This is a genomic window from Capilliphycus salinus ALCB114379 (assembly GCF_047276495.1).
GTDB classification, from domain to species: Bacteria; Cyanobacteriota; Cyanobacteriia; order Cyanobacteriales; family Microcoleaceae; genus Capilliphycus; species Capilliphycus salinus.
The window spans coordinates 1,033,714-1,058,001 of the sequence record NZ_CP178543.1; the positions used below are offsets into that span (position 1 = coordinate 1,033,714).

Genomic DNA, 24,288 nt, shown 5'->3' on the forward strand with positions numbered 1-24,288 from the left:
CTTTCCTAGCAACTAAAATGATTATTCTATTGCTGTCTGTCTACTATCTTCTTGAGGAGGATGTTGATTGACTTGTACCCAGAAACGTCGAGTTGAGCGAATTGAATCTTCTTGATTATAGCGGTTATCATTGAGGTCAAGGCGATCACAGGTGGCTCTACCTATCTGAGTAATTCCGATAATATTAGTACCATCTGCTGTCCAGACAAAATGATCTGACCATCGTTGTTGACGAGGGTTGAATAAGGGAACAGTTTCTCCAGTTTCCGAATCAAATCCTGTTGTAAAATTATAACGACGTTCATTGCAGCGACGACAGGCTAAAGCTAGATTTGCGGGTTGATCGGAACCTCCTAAAGAACGGGGAATAATGTGATCGATAGTAAAACGAGATGCGCTAAGTTTTTCGGGAGAATGGCAATATTCACACAGGTAATTTGCTCGTTGTCGAATCAGTTCTCTTGTAGCTTGGTCAATGGTCATTTTTGAGCAGCCAACATTGCATTAATGTGAGTAAAAATCCGATCAAGTTCTCCAATGGCGTCGAGTTCTGTACTTTCTTCAAACGTGAGAGAATCCGCTTTTTTCTTATCAAGAAGTTGTTCCATGCGTTCTTGAAGTTCATCGGTGAACTTGAATAGATTAATCTGATCCGTTTGCTGAATTATAATCTTTCCTAAAAGAGCGGAAGGTTTAACAACAGTAGGAGTCATAGGACAGTTAAAGATATTGAGTGGGTGCAGAGAATAGCTATATTGAAATTTTAAAGGATTTTTGCTAATCCAGCGATCGCATTATTTTTATAAAGTCCCTCCTTTTAGGGTGAACTGAGGGGGGTGAACTTTCTTCGGTCCTTTTCGGGAAGACTGAGGGGGGTCAAAATTGCATAAGTTTAACACCGTTCACAGATAAGAAATTATGAAGTTGATATTGGCATCTACCCGATGAAGCGAACTCTCCGCAACCCCTTTTTCTGGCTAACGGTTTTCGTTGGATGTTTTACACTGTTAACAGCAACACATCAAGCTGCTAGCCGACAGACAAACTCACCCGTGTTATTGGTTCAACAGTCCGATGAATTTGAGGAAGTCAAACGACTCGTTCAACAAGCACGCCAACTCTATGACCAAGGCAAATACAATGATGCCATTCCCCTGGTTGAAAAAGCTTTGACAATTGTCGAGAATGCTTTAGGATCGGAGAATCTTGCCGTTGCTAAATCGCTCGATTTTCTGGGTCAACTGCATAACTATCAAGGACGCTACGATGAAGCCGAACCTCTCTATCTACGTTCCTTGGCTATGCGCGAGAAAATTTTGGGAAAAAACCATCCCGATGTCGCCGCCAGCCTCAACAACTTGGGAGGACTCTACAGTGACCAAGGACGCTACGATGAAGCCGAACCCCTCTATCTACGTTCCTTGGCTATTGTTGAGAAAGCCTTGGGAAAATATCATCCCTTTGTCGGCATCAGCCTGAACAGCTTGGCAACACTCTACCAAAACCAAGGGCGCTACAATGAAGCCGAACCCCTCTATCTACGTTCTTTGGCTATTTCGGAGAAAGCCTTGGGGGAAAACCATCCCGATGTCGGCACCAGCCTGAACAACTTGGCATTACTCTACCAAAACCAACGACGCTACGATGAAGCCGAACCCCTCTATCTACGTTCTTTGGCTATCGGTGAGAAAGCCTTGGGAGAAAACCATCCCCTTGTCGGCACTACCCTCAACAACTTGGCAGAACTCTACCGTTCCCAAAGACGCTACAATGAAGCCGAACCCCTCTATCTACGTTCCTTGGCTATCCGCGAGAAAGCCCTGGGAGAAAACCATCCCGATGTCGCTACCAGCCTCAACAACTTGGCATTACTCTACAAAGAACAAGGACGCTTGGATGAAGCCGAACCCCTGTTTCAACGTTACCGGGAACTGCTGAAAAAGCAAAGGTGATTTTGCACCGTTATTGTCGGCGGGTTTTAACCCCCGGAAAAGCGGGGGCGAGGGGGATAAATCCGTTTAACTCAACTTTACTGAAACGGGATTTTCTTGGGATTGAGTTAATAATAAACCATATTCTAACCCCTCAACAACCGCCTGATAAGACGCATCTAAAATATTCGTCGAAACGCCAACCGTTGTCCACCGTTTCTGACCGTTACTCGACTCAATTAACACCCGAGTTTTGGCAGATGTTCCCTCTCTCCCATCCAATATTCTCACTTTATAATCGGTCAGTTGAAATTGGGCAATACTCGGATAAAAACTCAATAGCGCCTTTCTTAACGCCGAGTCTAACGCCGAAACCGGACCGTTTCCTTCCGCCGAAGCGAGGATTTCTTCTCCATTTACCGTTACTTTTACCGTTGCTAAAGAACTGCTCATGTCTTCGGTTCGTTTGTCACAATGAACCTGAAACCCTTTAATTTCAAACAAGGATTTTCGAGTTGATAAAACTTCTCGCATCAACAACTCAAAACTCGCTTCAGCCGCTTCAAACTGATAGCCTTGATGTTCCAATTCTTTTAACCGTTGCAAAATTTCCCGACAAGTGGGATGATTGCGATCAAGTTCAATGCCAAAACTCCGCGCCTTGACCAAAACATTACTTAAACCCGACTGTTCCGAAATGACAATTCGCCGTTTATTTCCTACCTTTTCCGGTTCAATATGTTCGTAAGTTAACGGGTTTTTCTGGACGGCTGACACATGAATTCCCCCTTTATGAGCAAACGCCGATAACCCCACAAACGGCGCGTGTTCATCGGGTGCCAAATTCACTAATTCGCTCACCAACCGGCTGGTTTCTGTTAGTTTGAAAATTTGGTCTTCCCCGATGCAAGAATAACCGAGTTTGAGTTGTAAATTGGGGATAACCGTACACAAATTGGCATTTCCGCAACGTTCCCCGTAACCATTCATTGTCCCCTGAACCATTCTCGCCCCCGACCGAACCGCCATCAGTGCGTTCGCGACTGCGGTTCCCGAGTCGTTGTGGGTGTGAATCCCGATTTGCGGTATACTGTTTAAGTCCCAACTTGCCACCGCTTCCACGACAATTTGGGTAATTTCCTCAACTTCGTGGGGAAGGGTGCCGCCATTCGTATCGCAGAGAACCAACCATTCCGCACCCGCTCGGGCTGAGGCTTCTAGGGTTTTGAGGGCGTATTCCGGGTTTTGTTTGTAGCCATCAAACCAGTGTTCGGCATCGTAGATGATTCGCCGACCCTGAGCGATCAGAAACTCGATGGAGTCTCCTATCATCGCTAAATTTTCTTCTAAACTGGTCTTTAAACCCTCTATAACGTGTAAATCCCAGGATTTTCCAAAAAGTGTCACCCAACGGGTTCCGGCCGATAAAATCGGTTTAAATGCGGGGTCGGTGGCGGCACTGGTTCCGGGTCTGCGGGTCGAACAAAAAGCCACAATTTCCGCTTGGGTCAGGGGGTCTTCTTGGAGTCGCCAAAAAAACTGCACGTCTTTGGGGTTGGCTCCGGGCCAACCGCCCTCGATAAAGGGGATTCCCAACGCATCCAGACGGTGAGCAATTCTCAGTTTGTCTTCTATCGAGAGGGATATTCCTTCTCGTTGGGCGCCGTCTCGCAGCGTGGTATCGTAAATCCAGCAGGTGGGGTGAGTCATGGTGTTTTGGTGGATGGTTATCTGATGGGTTCGTAGGAACTAACACAGGTTCAACTCGCCCCTAAAATCACCAGTATTGTTTAGAATCTGGGGATGATTCTGTTTGAGGTTTGAATGGGCAGGGTTTGAGTTGTATATTTTTTTTGAGTTGGTTTGAAAGACTCAATTTTTCTATTATCTAATTTTACCCCCCGGTTTTGTCTAGTCTTTTTGGCAACTTTTTTTTGAGGGGGATATTTTTGCTAAAACTTGGTAAAATCTTTAAAAATATCTTTAGCCTCACTTGAGGAGAACACTTTTATGGTAAGTATTCAGGTTCAGGGAAAAACGATTACTTGCGATCGCGGTGAAAATTTGCGTCAAGTGTTACTGAAAAATGGTATCGATCTTTATAATGGTCAGGCTTCTATCATCAATTGTCGGGGAATTGGCACCTGTGGAACTTGTGCGGTGGAAATTGTTGGGGAAGTTTCTGAACTTCAGTGGCGAGAAAAAGCCAGATTATCTCTTCCTCCCCATTCTCCCGAAACCACTCGCCGTCTAGCTTGTCACGTTCAAGTATTGGGCGATATTAAAGTTAAAAAATACGATGGGTTTTGGGGACAGGGTTCGCAATTGGTTTGGACAGAAACGTAGTCAAGAAATTTTCGTTAACTTTTAAGTTGGTTTTGATTTTTGAGGTGCAGATCGCGATAGAGTAACTCCAGAGTATTTAGAACCGATTTGAGATCGGCTAGGGGCTGATTGACCGATCGATCCCAATCATAAACAATTTTGGAGATAAACAAATGGGTACGGCTACATTTATTCAAAATGAAACTGAGTTTGATTCGCTTTTAGCAAATGAGTCCTTATTGGTTGTAGACTGCACGGCTACCTGGTGCGGCCCCTGCAAAATTGTAGCACCTTTAATCGATCAATTGGCTGATGAGTATAGCGATCGCGCCAAAGTGTTCAAGCTGGATCTCGATTCTAATAAACCCCTTGCTAAACGGTTTGGAATTAGAAGTATTCCGGCTATTTTGCTCTTTAAAAACGGTGAATTAGTAGAAACCATAATCGGGGTGAAGCCTTACGAAGACTTCAGCAGCGCCGTTGCACGACTTTTATAGACTTCATAAAATAGTCTAAAATGGTGTATTGGGAGAAGTTTCAACGGATAACATAGCACTCGGACAAGGCGCGATTACTTCCGAACCGATGAACTTCTAAAACCCCTTAGATGCTTTAATTTTGTCCTGATAATTCTTATTCTTCTCCCTCTGTACCGTCTAAATTTTCACCGTCCTCAACTTTGTCTGTTGATTCAGTTTCGGTGGTAGGTGAACGATTGAAACTTTCATAAACCGTTTGAGAAATATTGCGAATCAGAGATTCCGCCGCCGAATCTTCATCATTTCGTTCAACAATAACCGCCAATAAATACCGCTTTCCATTGGGTAAATCAATCAAACCCACATCAGCAGAAACCGACTTTAAATTCCCCGTTTTATGAGCAATAACCGCACCGCGACCTAAACCGCTAGCCAGCAGAGTATTATTTTCGGTTTCCTCCATAATTCTAAAAATGCGATCGCGAGATTTCATCGAAACCAATCCACCCTGATTGAGTTGGGTCAACAAATTCACCAAATCTCTGGCTGTGGTTTTATTCGTTCCTCTTAAATCGGGAAGTACATCTCGAATCACCGTATTTTTCAAGCCCCAATCGAGAAACTTTTGATTGAGAAACTCCGCACCCCCCAAGCGTTCAATTAACATATTGGTAGCCGTATTATCGCTAATCACAATCATTTTAGTCGCCGTTTCCAAAGCCGTGTATTCAGTTCCCGAAGGTTGATACTGCATATCACCCGAACCGCCGGCGATATGCTCATCTTCCATCGTTAACACTTCATCGAGACTAATTTTACCTTCATCAACGGCTTGAAAAAATGCCACTAAAATCGGAACTTTAATCGTACTAGCTGCGGGTAAAGCCGACTCACTATTAATATCAACATAGCCGCCCGTATCCAAATCAACCAATAAAATACCGGGTGTTAAGTCCGTATTTTCTCGCGTTAAACCTAAGATTTGCTGTTGAAGACTTTTGAGTTCTTGGTTGAGTTGAACCGATAAAGGAAGGGTTTCCACACCAACCGGGGTGGGAGTGGCTTCCAATTGCGCCTCAAGACCTAAATTAGCCGTAGACGCCGCAGAAGAACCCAAACGTCCGAGAGAACTTAAGATCGATAATACGGTACCGGAGATCACCCCGATCCCAATTCCCAAAATCAACAAACGCGCCCCATAAATCATCGGTGAAAAGCGACGTTTTGGCCTTTTGGCGACTCGCGGAGGGCGAGAAGACAGCGCAGAGGGCGCAGAAGTCACAACCGACGTCGGGGTGATACCGATAGTTTGACGGTTAGAAGGGGGAGAGGGTAGCTTCTGATTTCTGCGATTACTGACAACCAAAGGCGGTAAAGGCGAACTTGAACTTTGACGTCCGCGCTTACGTTTCGGAGGAGTTTTGGGGCGCTGCTGTTGTCGGGAGCGAGTTTGTTGTTGTTGGCGCAGTTGAGAAACTAACGGTTCTAACGACTCCGGGGAACGAGAGAGCGGGACATTTCCCGAGGAGAAACGAGAGGGTGCATTTGTCGATTTTGAGGATTTGAATCGCGCCAAAGGGTTCATCAACCCCTTGAAAAAGCCCTGAGACTCCGATGAAGCGTTCCGACGAGAACGACGCCGACGCCGCGAAGCCGGAGGTTGAGAGCGACTGCGAGCGGGAGACTCCCGAGAGCGAGAGCCGGAGTTAGAAGAAGAAATGAGCGATAAATGACGGGGAGATCGCTGGGCCACACCAAACACCTAATAAACTGTGATCAACCAAACTAAAATCAAACGGATACGGAGTCGAAAAGCGAAAAGCGCAGGTTTAGGTTTCCCCAAAGCGACTTTTCTCAAAAACGGATTATTTGAATCTTCGCAAGTCTAGATTTTGAATTTCCAGCAAATCGCTTAATCCGTTCTTCGATTGAGATATCTGTTTCTCAGAATAAGTCCACAATTGACAAGGACACAGACAGCAATTGCTGTTAACAGAAGAATCTTTGATTTTAGATCTCTCAACACTACATTGAGCTTTCATTTGAGGATTCGCTCTCTAAAGTTTTAGCTGGCTGTTCAACTGAGGGTGAGCCTTCCCGTAAAGCATTGCTCTGGGGATCGCACGGCCGATCTGCAACCGCATCAGATGACGCTATCAGAGTATCATCAACTGTACCGGATTGTTGAGAGGAGTTTAAGGCCCATTCCATTTGTGAGAGAATTCCCCTGAGCATATCGACTTCGGTTTGAGATAAATTAGCGCGATTAAACAAGCGCCGAAATTTTTCCATGCGACTCGCCGCCGTATGGGGGTAAAGATAACCAATGTTCAGCAAGAGGGTTTCGAGATGTTCGTAAAATCCTTCTAGACGTTCGAGCGGCGCTAGAGATGTCGATCCAACCGGAACTGATCCCCCCTGAGAAACTTCACTCGAAGACAAGTTCGATCGCGAAAGATTCGGGATCGGGTTCGCCAGTTGAGACAGTTCATAACAACAGACGGCCACCGCTTGCGCCAGGTTTAACGACGGATAGGTTGAACTCGACGGAATCCGAACAAATCTTTGAGCATACTTGAGTTCTTCGTTGCTCAGTCCTCGATCTTCCGGGCCGAAAATCAAAGCTCCTGGCGCTTCCAGTAACCATCCTAAAGCATTATGGGGATGTTCTAATCTTCTGTCGAGGGATCGTTCCCGTGCTGTGGTTGCGATCGCCCGTTGACATCCCGATAGGGCTTCTGGGAGCGTTGCGGTTTGGGTTGCGCTTTCGAGGAGATCGGCTGCATGAACGGCCATTTTTTTGGCGTCCTCGCTTCGGGGATCGCATTGGGGATTGACGATTACTAATTGTCGCAATCCCATATTTTTCATAATTCGAGCCACTGAACCGACGTTTAATTCTCCGGCCGGCTCGACTAATATAATCCGTATGTTGGCTAATGCTTCGTCTAACACCGTCTATAACCTGGACAATGGTATGCTAGTTGTTGATCACCTGCAACTCAAATAACTTAACATGGCTCGCCAGCGTTCTAAATCTGACTTGCCAACAAAAATTTGTCCTGTCTGTGGCCGTCCTTTTACCTGGCGAAAAAAGTGGGCTGACTGTTGGGATGAGGTCAAATACTGTTCCGATCGCTGTCGGCGACGAAAAAACCAACAGGCCACTCCAGAATCCCAATAAACTACTGATCGCCTTGGACTTGTTGCTGCGATCTGTTTTTGCTCTTTAATTATAAGACAGCCCCGGACCCTGACAACTCTCCTCCGGGCCGATTTCTCTGCGATCGCTTAGTTGGCTCGGGGTAAAATAATTATTTAATTTATTGAGAGACTATATCAACTCTTTTTCGGGGCTGTCAGGCTGAAAACCCCATCGCGGAACCGTTTTCAGCACCAAAACGGAAATAAATCCAAAATTTTATTGAAAAAGACTTGCAATAGTTGGGCGGGTCTGGTAATTTAGAATTAAGGAGAATTCCAGAAGTCACTGAAAGCAGGGTTTAGCAACCCGGAGAACATTTTTTCCAACAATTGAGAATTTATCCTATTAATACTCAAAAGACTCAGCCCGAGTTGAACAACAGCACCCTTTTCTCTGCTGAAATCTCAACGCTGAGGATTATTTTTGGGGTCTACGTTTATTCTTGAATTCAAGGAGAAATCATGTCAAAAATTGGTTTATTTTTCGGAACAACAACCGGAAAAACAGAAACGGCGGCGGAAATGATTCAAGCCGAATTTGGCGGCGAAGATATTGTCGAAATGTACGATATTGCAGAAGCCGAATTAGAACAATTACAAAACTATGACTGTTTAATTATTGGCTGTCCAACCTGGAATATTGGCGAACTTCAAAGTGATTGGGATGGTTATTTTGAGGAACTGGATAATCTCGATTTTACCGGAAAAAAAGTCGCCTATTTTGGGAATGGGGATCAAATCGGTTATCCCGATAACTTCCAAGATGCGATGGGAATGTTAGAAGAAAAAATTTCCGAGTTAGGCGGAACAACGGTCGGTCATTGGTCTGTTGATGGATACGAACATGAAACCTCAAAAGCGGTTAAAAATGGTAAGTTTGTCGGTTTAGCTTTAGACGAAGATAATCAGTCTGAACTCACCGATAAACGGATAAAAAGTTGGGTAGAACAACTGAAAACAGAATTTGGAATTTAATCTTTAAACCGCGTCAGAGATTCCCCTACAAACATTCACCGATCTCTGACTTTCTAAGTTTTTTTAAAATTGAATATAAAAATAGTCCGAACAAAAACAGTTTGCTGTTTGATCTGTAAATCTATCTCATTTGGAGTCAATCTCATGTCTAATTTAGCGGATGCACTTTGGTTAAATACTAGCTCAAGTTTGCGACACTTTGACCAACAATTAGTAAATCAACTGTCTCAAACCATGAGACTCGCCTATTGGGAATACCGTCAAAGTCCAGACGAACCCAGTTGTATGGAAACCGCAGTAACATTAGTGCATGATTATCTGAAATCCCACAATAAACCCATTCATTTAATCGGTCATAGCACGGGTGGGTTACTGGCATTAATGTACGCCAATAAACATCCCGAAAGAGTCAAATCTTTAACCCTATTATCCGTCGGAGTTCATCCGACCGTAGACTGGAAAGCCCATTATTATGTACAGTTTCAACTGATGCCTTGCAGTCGTCAAGTGCTACTCGAAAAAACCGTTGAAACCTTATTCGGATATCAGAAATTAGCCACCCGTTTACGCTTAATGTCGATGCTAGATCGAGACTTAAAAGAATCCCTCTCCGTTCATTCTTTACTCAAACGAACCAGTTTATCTCCGATTCCCGTTTCAGTACCTTTAATGGTTTGTGGAAGCGAAGATGATGTGATTGTCGATAATCAGGAATTACAAGGCTGGAGAAGTATGTTAAAAACCGGTGATCGCGTTGTTCAAGTTCCCCAAGGCGGTCATTTCTTCCATCACTTTTATCCCCAATTAGTTCAAGACAAAATTCTCAATTTCTGGTCAGAAATGGAGTGGTTTTCGACTCAGGGCGAAGCCAAAACTCCAATTTGTTCAACCCTCAAAGGCTATTTATAAGTCATGTAGGGGCGCTTTGTAGGGGCGGGTTCGAGTTAACCTTTAATTACTAGCAAATAAGTGAAATAAACCCGCCCCTTTTCAGTCACCAGTCACCCTCCGGGTTCAGCAGTTGCTCTCTTGCGAACTTCGCTCTCGACGGAAACCGCCAAGTCGCGAGTTCGCGCTCCGATACGGAAACCGCCAAGTCCGCGCTGCAACACCTGTCACCAGTCACCAGTTAATACCGGACAAAGAAAAAATATTATTGAAATTAATGCTAATTTTCACCCTTAAAAATCAGGTTCCATTTTCTATAGACTCTGGATAATTAAACGGCGATTATTGTCAATAGAGTAAGCTTAAATTAATCGATATACTAGCTGAAAGTCTATAAAAATTATGCGAAAATATAAGATGAAATACTTAAAAAATACCGTCGATGATTTCTAACTTAGATTAACGATCAAAAGCGGAATTGTTTGTATTTCAGAAAAGTCCGAAATCAAAGGTTAGACGTTCTTCAAAGAACCTCTATAAACTATTAATTGTGAGGTCGTAAGTTTAATGATTCAAGTCGTTCTATTAAGTATAACCTTCCATCCCGTGCGCTTGCTTTATTCAATCAGCGCCTTGGGATTAACCGCTTTGTTTATATGGAGTCTACAGCAAGCATTTAGAGATGGAATTCATCATCTTAAACGCCTGCATAGTATTCCTTGTAGTCGCTGTGCGTATTTTACCGGAGATTATCGCCTCAAATGTACAGTTAATCCTAAAATGGCGCTAACAGAAGAAGCCTTAGGATGTAGAGATTATGAATCTTGTGGAGACAAAAAATTACGCTTACAAGAAGCTTACTCCTCCCATTCCGGCGCCGCCAATGTTGTGCGTAATTTCCAACGTCCTTCCGGGTGAATAAGTTCTAAAATACCACCGGATAATTCTTGTTTCAAATAAGGACTCTCCAACACCGCCCAATTTCCTAAAATACGTTCTCGATCATTCACCGTTCCCCGTCCAATACCGCCATTGGGTTCGTAAATCAATTCTAAGCGATCGCCTGTGATCGATTTATAGGATAATTGACCTAAATTCGTCCAGAGGCGATCGTCAACTTCCGTTTGGTCTAAACGGTTTTGTAAAGCTTCCAAATTGGGCGCATCATCGAGAGAAACCACCTCAGTGATCCAAGCCGTATTCACCCCATTTGCAGCTAACACTTGATAATCAGAATCGGTTTCTGAAACTTGCGGTTTCCAGTCTATCGTATCTCCCCAAACCCGAACAGATAACCAAACATTTTCAACTTGCCAAATATACCAATTCTTATATCTTTGAGGTTCACCATAACGAGTCGGAAGCACCAAATGAGAACGCGCAGGAACCCCCGCTTCAAGATCGCGATCGCTTAACCTTAATTGATAAAGAACCGTTCCTTTTTCCTGCAAAAATTGATCGCCCGGAGAATTCCCCGCAGCCATCGGACTGTGATAAATTCCCCCCAAACCGACCACCGCATTACTAACACCTTTGGGGTCGCGAATAACCAGTTTATAGGTCGCGTATTGGGCGTTAATCGTCCCCTGAACCTGATAAGATCGAAACGGAATTAACAGCGTAGATAAACTGTAATCTTCCGTGATATAAAACGTTTCCCAAAATTGATTATCTTGATGATAACTATAATAATTCGGATGACTGGCTTTCAATAAAAACGGGAGTTTGACTTCTTTTTTGGCTAAAGCCGTCATTTCCGCAGGAGGACGGTAGGAACTCAACGCCGCCGGAACCCCCACCCAAGCGTATTTTTGGGGGATACGAGAAGCCGTTTGCGGGTCATCCCCCCACCACACCCAGGCGACCGCAGCCAACTCGCTACCATCCCAAGTCCCGCGATCAAACCCCCGACTTTCGGCGCCCCCTGCGGTTCCCCAACTGAGACGAACCGCCATATTTGCTGCAAACCAGTCGAGAGTCGCTTTGGCGAGTTGTCGGAGTTCGGGAGTTTTGGCAAAATCGTAGATATTCAGCAAACCGGCGATCGCATAACCGTAGTAAGTTGAAGAATGAAACTCGCCCTGACCGATAGTGAGAAATTTATTGAGTTCAGTCCGTAACCACGCTTCATTGGTTGCAGCCACACCGGGCGCCCCATTTGGCCAACCGCTACCATCCATCAAAGCCAGTCCCGATCCCCGCTGCATGAACATATGATTTTCGGTGCCTTGTTCCATCCATTGGGTGACTTCGGGACTTTCTAACATCTGGCGATAGGTGGTTTCGAGGTCGGGGGGAAGTTGATCGCGAAGCAGGAAAAACAGGCGAATATCGTGAATGGCGCGAAAATGGTACAAGTCGGGGCGATCTTTGTCCAAACTGCGTAAAAACGGCCAAAGGGTTTCCGGGTCGTACTGTTCGGGTAGACTCAGACGGGCGAGAATAACGGGAAGCACGTATTTGTGAGGATCGCCCAGTTTAATGCGTCGCCACCACGCATCGAGTTTATTGAGGTCTTCTGAGGCGACTCTTTGACGGATGGCCAGACTGCGCTGTTGAAAACCTTGTTCGCTGTCGTTGTCCCAGGTGCGGGTGGACGTCGAGAAATTTTCTGTCAAATTTTCGGGGGTTTGGTCTGCGGTCAGACTGGAACAACTAAGTGTACTACTGAGTGTAAGGAAAAGTGCCGCAATAGCAAAGGGTTTGAGCTTCATCAGGGGTGTTCTCCGGGTGAGTTTTTCGGGGTGAGAAAAGCGGATTTTTTGCCTCAATGTATCTGTTGTGAGAACAACACCGCTATTTTCTACGTGTTTTCACGTAAGTTGCGGTTCCGATCAAAAAAAAAGATCCGTAATTCATACATTGTGGTGAACCGAGCTTCCTTGATATCTTATTTACAGATGCATAGAGAAACACCCCAGATTGACCCCGTTCCATCAGACGGGGTTTTATTTATGGTAATCGAGTCGGTTTAACAAATGTTGGATCTTGACCCCAAATGGTGAGAACCCAGAAGGGGAAAATGGAACCGTTAAACTTGATAAGTATTGAAGATTCTGAGGATATAATAGGAATCAATTGATTAACTGACTTTTCAAACCAACGATTCGCCATGTTCAAGTACCTGATCGCCGCTTTAACGGCATTGGTTTTAGTCTTGTGGGGTTCAGGCACGTTCACACCCGCTAACGCCACGACAAATACAACTCCAAACGATCCTCAGGTGTACATTTGGGATTATGCTGCGATCGGCAGTAACCAAGTGGTCTGTAAGCAGGTGGGTTTCCATACCGTTTCCCGTCCCCTCCCCAAAGGCGTGGACGTTCAACCCGCTCGTATTTCTACAAAAGTGGTTGATGAAGGCTATTGTGCTAATTTAACCAAACCGAAAGCTTAATTAACAGTCAACCGTTCGCAGAAACCGAGTTAATCGGTAAAATTTAGTCCTCCTAAGTCGTATAAGGGCGGGTTTACCAGGCTAAACCTGCTCTTATATTTGGAGGATTTTATTTAATTTTATAATATTTCTATGACAAAGACAATAACATTCCAATTTGCAGATTTCCCCTTATTGTGGCAATTCCAACCAAACCATTACGAGATTGAAAGATAGCTTTTCCCGATGAATTGGATTGAGAATTGACAACATTTAATAGGGTTCCCGGCTTTAATTGCGCTTTTTGTTCGGTTGTTAATCCTCCCAACCAAATTTGGGCTTGATTTCCTTTTATTTCCATAATCACCGCATTGGCTACCGGACTCGTATTTGGTATAAAATACATCGGGTTATTTTCATATCTGCTATCAATTTTAACTTCATAAAGTGGATTTTGAGCTAATTTTCGCGGAATTTTTTCATTTGTATAGGCGATCGCATTTTCTGGGGTTCCAGTGTTTTGCCAGAGATATTGAGTTAATAAATAACTAAAAATACCCACGTGAAAATCAAGAATTTTGACATCTTTAGCCGTTTGACTGGGTTGGGCGGAAGCGAGAACTACACCCTTAGCAACGCCTTTTTGATATCCTTGTACAAACTCTTCGGGAGACATATCAAGACGGGAAAGCCACTGTTCTTGATAGGCTTTTTCTTTGGGCGAAATTTCTATTTTTTCTCCCCCATCTCGCGAACGAACTTGAAAATCTCTAGTTTTTAATCCCGAAAAACAGCTATCAAGAACTGCGGTAAAATATTCAGTTTTGATTGCGGACATCAACAAAAATAAAGTGTGTCCCATAATATCATCAACGGTGCCGCCAACATTCCGATAACCCGCAGGAAGGGAACTATCAACCGGAACAAAAGTTCCATTCAAACCCGTACCGTCAACAATCGGACTTTTCAGAGGAATGGGATTGGGATCGAGAACACGAGAACCATGTCCAGAATAATGAAAAACTGCAACATCACCCGGTTTTGCTTGTTTAATTAAATGTTCTTCAAACGCTTCTAAAATTCCTTGACGGGTTGCTTGTTTATCGGTTAAAATTAAAATATCTTGGGGATTAAATCCGAAACGGTGAATCAGTAAAAGTTGCTGCATTCTTACATCGTTAACGCAGCCGTTTAACGGGTCATCTTGATATTGGTTAATCCCGACTAACAAAGCCAGTTTCCGAGGGGTACTTTCGGCCAATACTTTACCGTAACGGTCGAATTTGGGAAGCAAATTCACAGAATTGAGTCCGAGAGTTGCAAGGGCTGAACCCGCAAATTCAACGAAACGCCGACGAGAAGTCAAAGACATTTTTAAATGTTGTGTTTAAAGATATAGTTAATCCTTTATAAATGAGTTTAGCATAATATTCGCTTAAACACCTCAAATTTAACAGCTTAAAAACAACGATTCACTCCTACTAATTCTCTGTGAAATTGAATTGCTTTGATCCCTCCGCCTGCGGCACCTCCCTTAAAAAGGGAGGCAAGGAATGTGTTGAAAGTCCCCCTTTTACCCCCATTATCAAAGCCCCCAAAATTGGGGGTTTGGGGGCGGGGGATAATGGGGGATAAATCACCGGGTTGAAAGTCCGGTTTTCCACTCTCCCTGAAACACAAACGGCGCCCAAAAGAAAGGTGCATTATAATTATCAGACTGAATCATTTCTAACTGAACTTCTCGCATCGCTGTGGCGGGATTTGAATCTATTTCTAATATTTTTCGATAATAATTTTGCATAAATTCCGAGGTAGAACCATCCGCAACCGCCCACAAACTAACGACAATTCGTTCCGCGCCGGCATACATAAAACCCCGCGTTAAACTCACCAATCCTTCGCCCCGAATCTCCTGACCAACTCCCGTTTGACACGCACTCAACACCACCAAATCGGCGGAAAGGGTTAAATTAAAGATATCATTTAATTGTAGAAATCAGGGTTTTTCTGTTCCTTGTTCATCGTACAGAGAAAACACCAATCCTGATAATTCCGGTTGGGTTTCATTCAACAGTCCGTGAGTCGCAAAGTGAACGATTTGATATTGAGATAAATTAGAATCGGTTGCGGTTCGACGGTTAGCATTAAAATCTAGTGCTAATCGTTCTAAATTATCAGGAACTAACGCTAAAATTGCTTCTGCTTCTTGGCGAGTGTGTTGTAAACGACCAAAAGATTTACCCAAAAAATCATCTAGAGATTGTCTTAATACAATTTTATTAACATCATTGGTTTCGGTTTTTGTTGACGATGCAATTTGAAAACGGGGGTCATTTTCTTCAAAAACGGGGTCAGCAATAACCGCAACTTTTTTCGGGGCGGGTGTTCGTCCTTGAACTTGTTCTCGGAGAATTGCCAGACTGGAAGCGGAAGGCAATGTGATAATTTCGTTCTGAACAATTAACGGTGTATAACTCGCATTTTGACTTACTTTGATCCCCCCTTCCCCCCTTAAAAAGGGGGGTGAGAAAGGGGTTGGGGGAGAGGTCGAATTACCCCCCTCAGTCCCCCCTAAAAGGAGGGAAGAATTAGGATTTTGACTCCCCTCAGTCCCCCCTAAAAGTCGGGAAGAATTAGGATTTTGACCCCCCTCAATCCCCCCTGAAAGGAGGGAAGAATTATCGGTTTTCTGACTCCCCTGACTTTCGCTTGAGGTCAGTTTAGCCCCCCTAGCCCCCCAAATTTGGGGGGAACTAATCTTTTCAAAGTCCCCCAGAATACCCCCATTACCCCCATTATTGGGGGTCACGGGTGCCGGGGGATTTAGGGGGCGATAAGTCTTTAACTGAGGGTTGATAGCCCCCCTAGCCCCCCAACTTTGGGGGGAATTAACCTTTTTAAAGTTTTCAAAGTCTCCCATCTTTCCAAGTCCCCCATCTATGAAAGCCCCCATTATTGGGGGTTTGGGGGCCGGGGGATTTAGGGGGCGATAAGTCTTTAACTGAGGGTTGATAGCCCCCCTAGCCCCCCAAATTTGGGGGGAACTAATCTTTTCAAAGTTGTTGAAAGTTCCCTCAATATTAGAAGTTACGGATGCTACTTTTACAGTCTGGAGTGAAGATTCAAAGTCCCCCATTTTTCCAAGTCCCCCATCTATGAAAGCCCCCATTATTGGGGGTTTGGGGGCATTTAGTGGGCTAGAAACAGGGCTAGAAATCGGTAACGCCGCAAACGGAACGGTTTGTAAAATCCCATCCCCAACAATAACTAACCGTTTATTTCCCAACTGATTGAGAACGGGAGATAATAAAATTTGACTCAACTTTTCACCCGTTGGCGGGACGACAGCCAAAGATTGAATTTCTTGTAAAAAAGATGTTGCTAACGGTTCTATTTCTGAACGTTTGGGGAGTTGATAACTTTTCACTTCCGTTGTACTCACCAACCATAAAAAACTGCGTACAGTTCCCAACGAATAAACCAACAACACTGTCTCATCGTCGAGAACTTGTTGCTGAATTTCCGAGGCGGTTAACGGTGAGGGATATTGTAAATTAGCATATTGGGGACTATTGCGTTTGATTTCAACTTCTAGGTTTCGGAGTTCGCCGCGAACCGCTTCAATTTCCTGCTTTAATTCATCAATATTTCTTTCTCCCGGATTGAGTTGTCGGGTTTGGTCTAACGCATTGAGTCGTTGCAGTAATTTCTGTTCTTCCGCCAACAATTGCGGGTCAACCCCTTCCTTAATATTCGCCCCCGACTCGGCTAAAATATCTAATAAACTCCTCGCCCGACCCCGTTCGCTGGCGTGTAACGCTTTGGCATCATAGCCTTGATTGGGGTTTTGTTGGTGCAACTCCATCAACAAATCAATATAAAATTCATAATAACCATAAACTGTCGCAAAGTAAGAAGTTCGTAGGTCTTGACTAATAATTTTGGTGCGGAGTTCTTCAATAATATTAATCGCTGATTCTATGTCTGTTAAAGCTTCGGTGAGGTTGCCTTGACTGCGTTTGAGGAAAGCAAAATTAGAGAGAGTGGTGGCTTCCCCCGCTTTATTTCCCACTTGTCGCGTTAAAGGAAGGGATTGGTTGAAGTAATCGAGGGCAAGTTGAGAGTCTCCCAAATTTGAGTAGACACCGCCAATATTGTTGAGAGTGAGTGCTTCCCCCGCCTTATCCCCCACCTGTCGCGATAAAGGAAGGGATTGGTTGAAGAAATCGAGGGCAAGTTGAGAGTCTCCCAAATCTGAGTAGACAAGGCCAATACCAGTGAGAGTGCTCGCTTCCCCCGCCTTATCCCCAACCTGTCGCGATAAAGGAAGGGATTGGTTGAAGAAATCGAGGGCAAGTTGTTTATCTCCCAAAGCATTGTAGACATTGCCAATATTGTTGAGAGTAGTCGCTTCCCCCGCCTTATCCCCAACCTGTCGCGATAAAGGAAGGGATTGGTTGAAGAAATTGAGGGCAAGTTGTTTATCTCCCAAAGCATTGTAGACATTGCCAATATTGTTGAGAGTAGTCGCTTCCTGTGCCTTATCCCCCACCTGTCGCGATAAAGGAAGGGATTGGTTGTAGAAATCGAGGGCAAGTTGTTTATCTCCCAAAGCATTGTAGACATTGCCAATATTGGTGAGAGTAGTCGCTTCCCCCGCTTTATTCCCCACCTGTTGCATTAAAGGAAGGGATTGGTTGTAGTATTCGAGCGCCTGCTGAGAGTCTCCCAAATCTGAGTAGACCAGGCCAATATTGTTGAGAGTAGTCGCTTCCCCCGCTTTATTCCCCACCTGTTGCATTAAAGGAAGGGATTGGTTGTAGAATTCGAGCGCCTGCTGAGAGTCTCCCAAATCAGAGTAGACCAGGCCAATATTGTTGAGAGTAGTCGCTTCCCCTGCTTTATCCCCCACCTGTCGCCTTAAAGGAAGGGATTGGTTGTAGAAATCGAGCGCCTGCTGAGAGTCTCCCAAATCTGAGTAGACACCGCCAATATTGTTGAGAGTCCTCGCTTCCCCCGCCTTATCCCCCACCTGTCGCGATAAAGGAAGGGATTGGTTGAAGTAATCGAGGGCGGTTTGTTTGTCTCCCAAATCATCATAAATTCTACCCAGTCCTAACAAACTAACCGCTTGTCCTTCCAAGTTTCCCGCTTGCTGAAAAAGTTGTAGTGCCTTTTCAAAAACTGGAATTGCCTGTTGATAAGATTCTGCTGTCCCTTGCCGAAACAGTTCAAGTCCCTGCTGTAATAATCTTTCCGCTTCAACATTGGGGTCTGTAGAGTTATTTTTTCCGAGATTTCTAATAAGAGCAAGAGTTCTAGCTTCAGCCGCTTTATTCTCCAGTTGTCGCAAGAGGGGAAGGGATTGGTTGTAGAATAAGAGCGCCCGTTGAGAGTCTCCCAAATCATCATAAATTCTACCCAGTCCTAACAAACTAGCAGCTTGTCCTTCCAAGTTTTCTACTTGCTGATAAAGTTGTAGCGCTTTTTCTAAAACTACAATTGCCTGTTTATAAGATTCTGCCGTCCCTTGTTGAAACAGTTCAAATCCCTGCCTCAATAATATTTCCGCTTCAACATTGGGGTCAGTTTGGGCGATAACTTCTCCGCGATGAAGGGTTGTGGGTAGGGTTAACAAAGGGAAACCCAAGTTCAACAGAAAGATGCTGTTAACGCTGAGAACCGATAGCCACTGTTGGGGTAGACGCATCAATTGGATTTCCTCACCGCAAGAACCACTCATCACAATATATATCTGATGTTCGGGAGGTTATGCAAATGGGGGTGGAGGGCTGTTTTCTCTTGCCCCCTAAATCCCCCGCCCCCGTGACCCCGCCCCCTAAATCCCCCAATTCTGGGGGACTTTTAAAGAGGGGGGCTATTTCCAAAGTTGGGGGCTGGGGGGCTTCACTTTTGTTCGGGAGGTTATGCAAATGCTGTTAGCTTTGCTCAATAGAATTTTCTCTCAACCATTGAGCTAAAGACTCCTGAGTTTCTTGGTCTGTCGCCAACCGTTCTATCATTTGTACAACCTCCATTTCTGGAACATCCAATAAATAACCATTCACCAATAAAAAAGTTGCCATGACGACAAAAGCGATGCGTTTATTTCCGTCAATAAAGGGGTGATTTTTGACCAAACTATAGCCATAAGCAGCAGCCAGTTCAAATAAATTGGGTTGACCATAAACAAATAAATGTCTAGGTCTAGCTAAACTCGCAGCTAGAAGATTTTCATCCCTAACTCCTAAATAACCCCCATGCTGTTGAATTTGATCTTGATGAATTACTCGCACAACTTCTTCAGAAATCCATAGCGGTTCGTTCACTGGGCTAATTCCCGTAAAGCATTTTTATACTTTTTGCTAATCACTCGATATGCTGCTATTGTCTTGTCAAATTCATCCGAGTTAAAATTAGAGGAATCTTCTAAATGTGTTTTCTCGGCTTTTTCGACTAGAGAATGCAAAAGTGTCAAAGCTTCTGGTAAAAGCTCATCCGGTAATTCTCCAACTAACATGGCAATTTCTTGACGGATTGATTGACTCATTGTTTTGACTTGTAGGCTATGTTTTTAAAGCAGTAACAATTATTTAGGCGATTATTTTTTTTATAAGAGCTTCTTTGCTCGTTCGTTGGCGGCGGCTAACTCGGCTTCCGCTAGGGCTTCTAATTCGTTCTGTTCTTCATTTGATAAATGTTGTTGATTGTGTTGACCTTCGTGAAACTTATTCATTTTTACGTTAGATTAACCTCAAAAATTAATTATAACATTTGAAAGCCATGTCAGAGAAAACATGATATTACTCAATTATCCAATCGCTTATGAGTTAATTAGTTAATCGTTGCGTTCGCGTAGCGTGGCGCTAGCTGATCGCTTTTATAATTGCTTCGGAAAGTTCAACAGACATAAAGTAGTTTTGAGGATATAAATAATCTTCTCCAGATTCATCAATGACTCGAATCATGTCATGCAAACTGGCAGACTTATCGGGAATCACTTGATAGATTTTCTTCACTTCCAAAGAAGCTGTGTAATTTTGGTTATTGATGCAAATCACAAATTCCATCAGATTTACTCCAAAATATACTTGATTTTCATTTCTTTTTTACCAAGTCCATGAGCTTCATACCAATGAACTTCTGCTCGACAAACTGTTCCGTCTTCAAGTTGAATTGTAGCAATTACTTTGAGTTTTCGCCACCTTCTAGAACCATAAACTTTTCGCAGTCGTTCTAACTCTCGGATTGAGTTCCCTACTGCAATCGTTTCAATATCATTAATTTCTCCTATAATCCTAAAATTCAAATCAGTTTGCTCCTAAAATACTGATTTATTTTCTTGAAAAGCTGTTTAGCTAATTCATTTGCGGATGTTAACTCTGCTGTTGTTCTAAATCCTTCGACAAAAAACTGATAAAAAAAGGTGCGCCTACGCGATCGCCAACGCACCCAAAAAACGGTAATAGTAATTAGAAATTACGCTTCATCTAAAGCCGCAATACCGGGTAATTCTTTCCCTTCAAGCAACTCCAAACTCGCGCCGCCACCCGTAGAAATGTGGCTCATTTTCTCACCCAAACAAAGCTGTTCAACCGCAGCAACGGAGTCACCACCCCCGATAATGGTAGTGGTTCCAGTTCCGGTAAGATCGGCTAAAGTGCGGGCGATGCCTTCGGTACCTTTGGCGAATTTCTCCATTTCAAACACACCCATCGGACCGTTCCAGATAACCGTTTTGCAGTCGCCCAAAGCCTCTTGGAAGACTTTCACCGACTCCGGACCAATATCCAACCCCATCCAACCGTCGGGAATTTCTTCGACGCTGACGGTTTGAGTATTGGCTTCTGCATCGAACTTATCGGCGACAACAACATCCGTCGGAAGTAACATCGCAACGCCCTTTTCCTTGGCCTTGGCTTCCAAAGACTTGGCCAGTTCGATTTTATCGTCTTCAACCAGAGATTTACCCACACTCAAACCCCGGGCTTTGTAGAACGTGAAAATCATCCCACCGCCCAACAGCAGCTTGTCACACTTGTCGAGTAAGGCTTCAATCACACCAATCTTACTAGACACCTTAGAACCGCCAATAATCGCCGCTAACGGACGTTGGGGATTATCAATAGCACCCTTGAGGAATTGCAGTTCCTTTTCGATCAGAAAACCCGCTACACTGGGGCTGAGGTATTTGGTGACGCCTTCAGTGGAAGCATGGGCGCGGTGGGCGGTTCCGAACGCATCGTTAACGTACATATCCGCAACAGACGCCAATTGTTTGGCAAATTCGGGGTCGTTGTCTTCTTCGCCCGCATAGAAGCGAACGTTCTCCAGAAGCACCACATCGCCATCATTCATCGAGTTAACGACAGAAGCAACTTCATCACCGATGCAATCGTCACATTTTTTAACTTCTTTACCCAACAGTTCCGACAGACGACCCGCAACAGGCGTTAAACGCATGGAGTCAACCACCTTAGCCTTCGGACGACCAAAGTGACTGGTGAGAATCACCTTAGCGCCTTTGGAGGTTAAATCTTGAATCGTCGGCAGGGCAGCGCGAATCCGAGTATCATCAGTAATAGAACCGTTGTCGATTGGCACGTTAAAGTCCGCCCGCACCAGTACCTTTTTCCCGGATAAGTCGGATGCCGATAAATTTGCTACAGTTTTCTTTGTCACAGGATTAACCTCCTAATTGGTTCTTATGATCGAGTTCAAATGGAATCGGGGCGGAGCTACTGACTGATTAACAGCGTTTAAGCGGTCGATCAATCGATATGATGATATCTTTTCATCAATAACCGTTCACCGTAAACATTTTACCGGAGTCCGCGTCTTGGAGCAGACGTGTTATGTTTAAGACTGTTTTACTTCCTGTCGATCAAAGCCGAGAAGCCCGTGAAGCGGCTGATGTGGCTCTTAACATTGTTAAAACTTACCAGGCCAACCTGGTGATCCTGGCCGTCCTCGAACCGGAGGAAGACGAAACCGGCGAACCTCCCCATTCGGAGAAGATGACTTCTGAAGAAGCGGTTCAAAAACTGCTCGCAGAAGCCCAAGCCATGTTTGTTAAGGCCGGAGTTGAGGTGAAAACCCTCGAACGTGAGGGCAAACCCGCTTTTACCATTTGCGATGTCGCCGATGAAATTGAGGCGGATCTCATCGTGATGGGAAGTCGGGGGATGGGTTTGGCCGAAGGGAATGCCGCCGACAGCGTGACCAACCGGGTGATTAATCTTTCTCCCTGTCCCATTTTGGTTGTACCCTAACATTACAACTGTAGGGGCCGGTTCAACCAAGATGTCTGTCTTCCCAGATACAAGTTTTGTCAACCCGCCCTCTCTACCGGGGATGAAATTCCCTCACATTACAACTGTAGGGGCGGGTTCTGCCAAGATGTCTGTCTTCCCAGAAACAACTTTTGTCAACCCGCCCCCTCTACCCGGGATGAAATTCCCTGTATGTCTGAAAACTAACTGGTCGGTGCGAGGGGGCGGGTTCATAAAGATTGTTAGTGAGTAACATACATCAATGGGGAACCCGCCCCTACAAAATTCTTCCCTGATCCGTCGTTCCCTCTGTTTTATGGCTATTCAATGGTATCCCGGTCACATCGCTAAAGCTGAACGCAACCTCAAAGAACAACTCAAACGAGTTGATGTCGTTTTAGAGGTGCGGGATGCGCGTATCCCTGTGTCAACCCATCATCCTCAAGTTCCCGAATGGGTGGGAAGCAAGGCGAAGGTGTTGGTTGTTAACCGCATGGATATGATTTCGCCCGAAGTCAAGCAACAGTGGGAAGATTGGTTTATTGAACAGGGGGAAACACCCTATTTTACCAACGCCCAACAGGGACAGGGGGTGGCGGAAATTGCAAAAGCCGCTCAAAAAGTGGGCGCTGAGGTTAACGAAAAGCGCAAGAGTCGGGGGATGCTTCCTCGTCCCGTGCGAGCGGTTGTGATAGGATTTCCGAATGTGGGAAAATCGGCTTTAATTAATCGGTTATTGAAGCGAAAAGTGGTAGAAAGTGCCAGACGTGCGGGGGTTACGCGATCGCTTCGTTGGGTGAGAATTTCCGATCAAATTGAGTTATTGGATGCGCCGGGTGTGATTCCTTCGCGGATTAAAAGTGAAGAAAAAGCGTTAAAATTGGCTATCTGTGAAGATATCGGCGAGGCGGCTTATGAAAATCAAGAAGTTGCTGCGGCATTGGTCGAATTTTTGCAAGATTTGGGGTTAGAAAGTAAGCTCGGCGATCGCTATAATTTTACTCCCGATCATCTGACAACCGGAGAATTGTATTTACATCAACTCGCGGCGGAATCTTATCAAGACGATATCGAACGCACCGCCTGTCAAATTTTAAATGATTTTCGTAAAGGGTTATTAGGGGCGCTTCCGTTAGAATTACCGCCTAATTCATAGCATTTATTGTCAATTTATTTGCGGCTAACTTTTATATGTTTTAATAATTTATTGGTTGTCAAAACGAAATTAATAGGGATAGTACAATCAGAAATACCGTTAAATTTGGAGAAAGTATAAGGGAATTTATCTGCAATTCACCCCATTTTTAAGTCCTGTCCGTTTCATTTTTCCTCTTGATTTTAATTGCTGTGGAAGACCGGACTTGTGTAGGGGCTTTCCTCAGCCAAAATCTCTATATTCCTAAAAACAATCTATATAAACCCGCCCCCATTTCCGCTTTATGCCAAACCCCACGCCTTGATCCCAGGCAACCGATCTACTATCCTGGAGAATTGGAAGACCTCACTCAACAGCGGCGATCGCATTCAGGTATACCCCCAACGACGACTCGGGTTGAAAGCTGGGGTCAACATTTGGGGTCAAAGATGATCGAGTCGCTATTGGTGATTTGGAGTCTAACGGCTAAAAATTCTCAAAAACTGTCTAATTTAACATTTTGAGTTCAAACCCCAAGGTAAAATATAGGCTCTTTCCCACATAACTTAAATCTTTGTAGAATAGTGAAGATTTATCTACGATTTCCGTGACCGGGGTGTGTTTTGTGGTGTAGTTAACCGAATTCGGTTACTTTTCATCAAATTTGAATTGTCATCCCTTAAAATTGGGGTTGACAAACGTG

Annotated in this window: 24 protein-coding genes and 2 pseudogenes; 11 read left to right on the forward strand and 15 right to left on the reverse strand. The window is 44.4% G+C overall.

The features are described 5' to 3' along the window. Nucleotides 1-21: 21 nt before the first annotated feature. Both ACL6C3_RS04365 and ACL6C3_RS04370 read right to left on the reverse strand, forming a co-directional pair. Entirely contained in the window at nucleotides 22-483 is a 462-nt protein-coding gene (locus ACL6C3_RS04365) for an HNH endonuclease (protein WP_413165665.1), read from the reverse strand. Then, nucleotides 480-713, reverse strand: a complete 234-nt coding sequence (locus tag ACL6C3_RS04370) for a hypothetical protein (protein ID WP_413165667.1) — start codon at nucleotides 711-713, stop codon at nucleotides 480-482. The genes ACL6C3_RS04365 and ACL6C3_RS04370 overlap by 4 nt, the downstream gene beginning before the upstream one ends. A gap of 231 nt (nucleotides 714-944) precedes the next feature. Between ACL6C3_RS04370 and ACL6C3_RS04375 the strand changes: the two genes are divergently transcribed. Beyond that, entirely contained in the window at nucleotides 945-1,952 is a 1,008-nt protein-coding gene (locus ACL6C3_RS04375) for a tetratricopeptide repeat protein (protein WP_413165669.1), read from the forward strand. Nucleotides 1,953-2,018: 66 nt separating this feature from the next. On the opposite strand, the gene cimA is transcribed toward ACL6C3_RS04375, so the two are convergent. Further along, nucleotides 2,019-3,641 carry a citramalate synthase gene (gene cimA / locus ACL6C3_RS04380; RefSeq protein ID WP_413165671.1) on the reverse strand — a complete coding sequence of 541 codons (1,623 nt, stop codon included), beginning with the start codon at nucleotides 3,639-3,641 and terminating at the stop codon, nucleotides 2,019-2,021. A 300-nt stretch (nucleotides 3,642-3,941) separates the two neighbouring features. Here cimA and ACL6C3_RS04385 point away from each other — a divergent pair, with 300 nt between their 5' ends. Both ACL6C3_RS04385 and trxA read left to right on the forward strand, forming a co-directional pair. After that, nucleotides 3,942-4,277 (forward strand): 2Fe-2S iron-sulfur cluster-binding protein, encoded by a 336-nt coding sequence (locus tag ACL6C3_RS04385; RefSeq protein ID WP_413165673.1) that lies wholly within the window; start codon nucleotides 3,942-3,944, stop codon nucleotides 4,275-4,277. Between the two features lie 152 nt (nucleotides 4,278-4,429). Further along, nucleotides 4,430-4,753, forward strand: a complete 324-nt coding sequence (trxA, locus tag ACL6C3_RS04390; RefSeq protein ID WP_413165675.1) for a thioredoxin — start codon at nucleotides 4,430-4,432, stop codon at nucleotides 4,751-4,753. Nucleotides 4,754-4,889: 136 nt separating this feature from the next. On the opposite strand, the gene ACL6C3_RS04395 is transcribed toward trxA, so the two are convergent. Both ACL6C3_RS04395 and ACL6C3_RS04400 read right to left on the reverse strand, forming a co-directional pair. Then, on the reverse strand, nucleotides 4,890-6,488 hold the full coding sequence (locus ACL6C3_RS04395) for a serine hydrolase (protein WP_413165677.1): 1,599 nt from the start codon (nucleotides 6,486-6,488) through the stop codon (nucleotides 4,890-4,892). Between the two features lie 272 nt (nucleotides 6,489-6,760). Further along, nucleotides 6,761-7,690, reverse strand: coding sequence for an RNA methyltransferase (locus ACL6C3_RS04400; RefSeq protein WP_413165679.1), 930 nt, complete (start codon nucleotides 7,688-7,690; stop codon nucleotides 6,761-6,763). 61 nt (nucleotides 7,691-7,751) lie between these two features. On the opposite strand from ACL6C3_RS04400, the gene ACL6C3_RS04405 reads away from it, so the two are divergent. The 4 genes from ACL6C3_RS04405 (at nucleotide 7,752) to ACL6C3_RS04420 (ending at nucleotide 10,720) form a co-directional block, all read left to right on the forward strand. Beyond that, nucleotides 7,752-7,919: a DUF2256 domain-containing protein gene (locus tag ACL6C3_RS04405; RefSeq protein WP_413165681.1), complete on the forward strand. Its 168-nt coding sequence runs from the start codon at nucleotides 7,752-7,754 to the stop codon at nucleotides 7,917-7,919. 482 nt (nucleotides 7,920-8,401) lie between these two features. Further along, the gene (gene fldA / locus ACL6C3_RS04410) at nucleotides 8,402-8,914 is read left to right on the forward strand and encodes a flavodoxin FldA (protein ID WP_413165683.1); all 513 of its coding nucleotides are present in this window, start codon (nucleotides 8,402-8,404) and stop codon (nucleotides 8,912-8,914) included. A gap of 144 nt (nucleotides 8,915-9,058) precedes the next feature. Beyond that, the gene (locus tag ACL6C3_RS04415) at nucleotides 9,059-9,823 is read left to right on the forward strand and encodes an alpha/beta fold hydrolase (RefSeq protein WP_413165685.1); all 765 of its coding nucleotides are present in this window, start codon (nucleotides 9,059-9,061) and stop codon (nucleotides 9,821-9,823) included. Nucleotides 9,824-10,369: 546 nt separating this feature from the next. Next, nucleotides 10,370-10,720, forward strand: a complete 351-nt coding sequence (locus ACL6C3_RS04420; protein ID WP_413165687.1) for a hypothetical protein — start codon at nucleotides 10,370-10,372, stop codon at nucleotides 10,718-10,720. Here the strand turns inward: ACL6C3_RS04420 and ACL6C3_RS04425 are convergent. After that, complete coding sequence (locus ACL6C3_RS04425; protein ID WP_413165689.1) at nucleotides 10,660-12,516, reverse strand: hypothetical protein; 1,857 nt, start codon at nucleotides 12,514-12,516, stop codon at nucleotides 10,660-10,662. The genes ACL6C3_RS04420 and ACL6C3_RS04425 overlap by 61 nt on opposite strands. A gap of 398 nt (nucleotides 12,517-12,914) precedes the next feature. On the opposite strand from ACL6C3_RS04425, the gene ACL6C3_RS04430 reads away from it, so the two are divergent. Continuing rightward, on the forward strand, nucleotides 12,915-13,199 hold the full coding sequence (locus ACL6C3_RS04430) for a hypothetical protein (RefSeq protein WP_413165692.1): 285 nt from the start codon (nucleotides 12,915-12,917) through the stop codon (nucleotides 13,197-13,199). A gap of 130 nt (nucleotides 13,200-13,329) precedes the next feature. Here the strand turns inward: ACL6C3_RS04430 and ACL6C3_RS04435 are convergent, their stop codons facing one another. The 9 genes and pseudogenes from ACL6C3_RS04435 to ACL6C3_RS04475 all read right to left on the reverse strand — a co-directional run bounded on the left by ACL6C3_RS04435 (nucleotide 13,330) and on the right by ACL6C3_RS04475 (nucleotide 21,860). Continuing rightward, entirely contained in the window at nucleotides 13,330-14,550 is a 1,221-nt protein-coding gene (locus ACL6C3_RS04435) for a caspase family protein (protein ID WP_413165694.1), read from the reverse strand. Between the two features lie 264 nt (nucleotides 14,551-14,814). Beyond that, nucleotides 14,815-16,347, reverse strand: a pseudogene (locus ACL6C3_RS04440) (CHAT domain-containing protein). Nucleotides 16,348-16,383: 36 nt separating this feature from the next. After that, nucleotides 16,384-18,753: pseudogene (locus ACL6C3_RS04445) on the reverse strand (tetratricopeptide repeat protein); the annotation flags it as partial. 364 nt (nucleotides 18,754-19,117) lie between these two features. Next, entirely contained in the window at nucleotides 19,118-19,507 is a 390-nt protein-coding gene (locus ACL6C3_RS04450; RefSeq protein ID WP_413165696.1) for a type II toxin-antitoxin system death-on-curing family toxin, read from the reverse strand. Beyond that, nucleotides 19,504-19,728, reverse strand: a complete 225-nt coding sequence (locus ACL6C3_RS04455; RefSeq protein ID WP_413165698.1) for a hypothetical protein — start codon at nucleotides 19,726-19,728, stop codon at nucleotides 19,504-19,506. The genes ACL6C3_RS04450 and ACL6C3_RS04455 overlap by 4 nt, the downstream gene beginning before the upstream one ends. 60 nt (nucleotides 19,729-19,788) lie before the next feature. Continuing rightward, nucleotides 19,789-19,914: a hypothetical protein gene (locus ACL6C3_RS04460; RefSeq protein ID WP_413165700.1), complete on the reverse strand. Its 126-nt coding sequence runs from the start codon at nucleotides 19,912-19,914 to the stop codon at nucleotides 19,789-19,791. A gap of 130 nt (nucleotides 19,915-20,044) precedes the next feature. After that, complete coding sequence (locus tag ACL6C3_RS04465; RefSeq protein WP_413165702.1) at nucleotides 20,045-20,248, reverse strand: hypothetical protein; 204 nt, start codon at nucleotides 20,246-20,248, stop codon at nucleotides 20,045-20,047. Between the two features lie 5 nt (nucleotides 20,249-20,253). Further along, complete coding sequence (locus ACL6C3_RS04470) at nucleotides 20,254-20,487, reverse strand: hypothetical protein (RefSeq protein WP_413165704.1); 234 nt, start codon at nucleotides 20,485-20,487, stop codon at nucleotides 20,254-20,256. Between the two features lie 170 nt (nucleotides 20,488-20,657). Beyond that, nucleotides 20,658-21,860 carry a phosphoglycerate kinase gene (locus ACL6C3_RS04475; RefSeq protein ID WP_413165706.1) on the reverse strand — a complete coding sequence of 401 codons (1,203 nt, stop codon included), beginning with the start codon at nucleotides 21,858-21,860 and terminating at the stop codon, nucleotides 20,658-20,660. A 173-nt stretch (nucleotides 21,861-22,033) separates the two neighbouring features. Here ACL6C3_RS04475 and ACL6C3_RS04480 point away from each other — a divergent pair, with 173 nt between their 5' ends. From ACL6C3_RS04480 to ACL6C3_RS04490, 3 genes are all read left to right on the forward strand, one after another. Continuing rightward, on the forward strand, nucleotides 22,034-22,450 hold the full coding sequence (locus ACL6C3_RS04480) for a universal stress protein (RefSeq protein ID WP_413165708.1): 417 nt from the start codon (nucleotides 22,034-22,036) through the stop codon (nucleotides 22,448-22,450). Between the two features lie 316 nt (nucleotides 22,451-22,766). Then, a complete protein-coding gene (gene ylqF / locus ACL6C3_RS04485) occupies nucleotides 22,767-23,606 on the forward strand; it encodes a ribosome biogenesis GTPase YlqF (protein ID WP_413168258.1) in 840 nt (279 codons plus the stop codon). A 335-nt stretch (nucleotides 23,607-23,941) separates the two neighbouring features. After that, nucleotides 23,942-24,109, forward strand: coding sequence for a hypothetical protein (locus tag ACL6C3_RS04490; protein ID WP_413165709.1), 168 nt, complete (start codon nucleotides 23,942-23,944; stop codon nucleotides 24,107-24,109). Nucleotides 24,110-24,288 lie beyond the last annotated feature (179 nt).